3 protein-coding genes are annotated in these 2,864 nt (G+C 68.1%); all 3 read left to right on the top strand.

Annotated elements, in window-relative coordinates:
- Positions 1–90 precede the first annotated feature (90 nt).
- A complete protein-coding gene (kdpF, locus tag KDK95_RS34330; protein ID WP_212522539.1) occupies positions 91–180 on the top strand; it encodes a K(+)-transporting ATPase subunit F in 90 nt (29 codons plus the stop codon).
- Between the two features lies 1 nt (position 181).
- Positions 182–1,846, top strand: coding sequence for a potassium-transporting ATPase subunit KdpA (gene kdpA, locus KDK95_RS34325; RefSeq protein WP_212522538.1), 1,665 nt, complete (start codon positions 182–184; stop codon positions 1,844–1,846).
- Positions 1,847–2,864 (top strand): HAD-IC family P-type ATPase (locus tag KDK95_RS34320; protein WP_212522537.1); only part of this gene is annotated, 1,018 nt, incomplete at its 3' end.

Below are 2,864 nucleotides of genomic sequence, written 5' to 3'. Positions count from 1 at the left end.
AGGAGCCCGAGATGGCCGACGTCCTCTACGTCGTGCTCGTTATTGCGGCCTTCGCCGTTTTGGCGTTGGTCGTGAAGGGGGTCGAGCGTCTTGAGCGCTGACGACGTCATCGGTTTGATCGCCGCTGTCGCGCTGACCGTGTACCTGGTCCTGGCGCTCGTGAAGCCGGAGAGGTTCTGAGGTGTCCGTTGCCGCTGCCGGCTGGTTGCAGGCCGGTCTTCTCGTGTTCGCCCTGGCGGTCACGTACCGTCCGCTGGGCGATTACATGGCCCACATCCTCTCCTCCGCCAGGCACTGGCGGGTGGAGAAGGGCCTCTACAGGCTGATGGGTGTCGACGCCGATGCGGATCAGACCTGGCCGGTCTACATCCGCTCGGTGTTGGCGATCTCCGTGGTGGGTGTGCTCCTGCTCTACGCGATCCTGCGCCTTCAGGATCATCTGATGCTCTCGCTGGGCATGCCGGCGATGCAGGCGAACCTGGCGTACAACACGGCCTCGTCGTTCGTGACGAACACGAACTGGCAGAACTACGCGGGTGAGTCCGCGCTGGGCTACACCGCGCAGTTCGCGGGTCTGGCGGTGCAGAACTTCGTCTCGGCGGCGGTGGGCATCGCGGTGGTCGCGACGCTGATCCGCGGGTTCACGCGCACCCAGACCGACCGGGTGGGCAACTTCTGGGTGGACCTGACGCGCCTGATCGTGCGGCTGATGCTGCCGTTCTCGATCGTGTTCGGCATCGTGTTGATCGCCGCGGGCATCCCGCAGGAGCTTGCGAGCCACCTGGCGACGGTGCACACCCTGACCGGGGGCTCCGGCCCGCTCTACACCGGTGCGACGGCCTCGCAGGAGGTGATCAAGGAGCTGGGGACGAACGGCGGCGGGATCTTCAACGCGAACTCCGCGCACCCGTTCGAGAACCCGAACGGGTTCACGAACTGGCTGGAGATCTACCTGCTGCTGTGCATCGGCTTCTCGCTGCCGCGCACCTTCGGCAAGATGGTCGGCTCGCACAGGCAGGGCTACGTCATCGCCGGCGTGATGGGCGTGATCTGGGCCGGTTCCGCGGCCACGATGACGTGGATGGAGGAGCGGCACTGGGGTTCGGCGCTGGCGGTGGCCGGCTCGTCGATGAACGGCAAGGAGGTGCGGTTCGGGATCCCGGGCAGCGCGCTGTTCGCCACCTCCACGACGCTGACCTCCACCGGCGCGGTCGACTCGATGCACGACTCGTACTCGGCCCTGGGCGGCGGCACGGCGATCTTCGACATGATGCTCGGCGAGATCGCGCCGGGCGGCACCGGCTCGGGCCTGTACGGCATGCTGATCCTGGCGATCGTGACGGTGTTCATCGCGGGCCTGATGGTCGGGCGCACCCCGGAGTACCTGGGCAAGAAGATCCGCCCGGCGGAGATGAAGTACGCGGCCCTGTACATCCTGGCCACCCCGTCGGTCGCGCTGATCTTCAGCGGTATCGCGATGGCGAGCACGAGCGCGCGCAACTCGATGAACAACAGCGGCCCGCACGGCTTCTCCGAGGTGCTGTACGCGTTCACGTCGATGGCGAACAACAACGGCTCCGCGTTCGCCGGCCTGAACGGCAACACCGACTTCTGGAACACCACCGGCGGTATCGCGATGACCCTGGGCCGGTTCCTGCCGATGGTCTTCGTGCTGGCGCTGGCCGGATCGCTGGCCAGGCAGCGCCACACCCCCGCGTCGGTGGGCACCCTCAAGACCCACACCCCGCTGTTCGCGGGCCTTTTGACCGGCGTGGTGTTCATCGTCGTCGGCCTCACCTACTTCCCGGCGCTGGCGCTCGGCCCGCTGGCGGAAGGACTGAAGTAAATGTCTGCCACTACCCCTGCTGACGCGGTCAAGGAGACCCGCCGGATCGGCGGTGGTCTGCTCGACCCGACGATGCTCTACAAGGCGCTGCCGGACGCGGCGAAGAAGTTCGACCCGCGCGTGCAGCTGAAGAACCCGGTCATGTTCGTGGTCGAGGTCGGCTCGGCGCTGACCACGTTCTCCGCGATCGAGAAGCCGTCGATCTTCGCGTGGACGATCACCGTGTGGCTGTGGCTGACGGTGCTGTTCGCCAACCTCGCCGAGGCGGTGGCCGAGGGCCGCGGCAAGGCGCAGGCCGCCACGCTGCGCAAGACCAAGACCTCCACCACCGCCCGCCGCATCGCCTCCTGGGAGCCCGGCGTCAAAGGCGCCATCGGTGTGCGCGGGCCCGAGACGCAGATCTCGGCGACCGAGCTGACGCTCGGGGACCACGTCGTGGTCACGGCCGGCCAGATCATCCCCGGCGACGGCGACGTCGTCGAGGGCGTCGCCTCGGTGGACGAGTCGGCCATCACCGGCGAGTCCGCGCCCGTGATCCGCGAGTCCGGCGGCGACCGGTCCGCGGTGACCGGCGGCACCCGGGTGCTGTCCGACGAGATCGTCGTGAAGATCACCACCAAGCCCGGCGAGACGTTCATCGACCGGATGATCGCGCTGGTCGAGGGCGCCGCCCGGCAGAAGACACCGAACGAGCTGGCGCTGAACGTGCTGCTCGCCTCCCTCACGATCGTGTTCGTCCTCGCGGTCGTCACCCTCCAGCCCTTCGCGTACTTCGCCGGCGCCCCCCAGTCCCTGGTCATCCTCGTCGCCCTGACCGTCGCCCTGATCCCGACCACGATCGGCGCGCTGCTGAGCGCGATCGGCATCGCGGGCATGGACCGGCTCGTGCAGCGCAACGTGCTGGCCATGTCCGGACGCGCCGTCGAGGCCGCCGGCGACGTCAACACCCTGCTGCTCGACAAGACCGGCACCATCACCCTCGGCAACCGGCAGGCCAGCGAGTTCGTGCCCGTCGACG

The organism is Actinospica acidithermotolerans (genome assembly GCF_018139625.1).
Taxonomy (GTDB): domain Bacteria; phylum Actinomycetota; class Actinomycetes; order Streptomycetales; family Catenulisporaceae; genus Actinospica; species Actinospica acidithermotolerans.
This window is presented reverse-complemented; position numbering and strand designations above follow the sequence as displayed.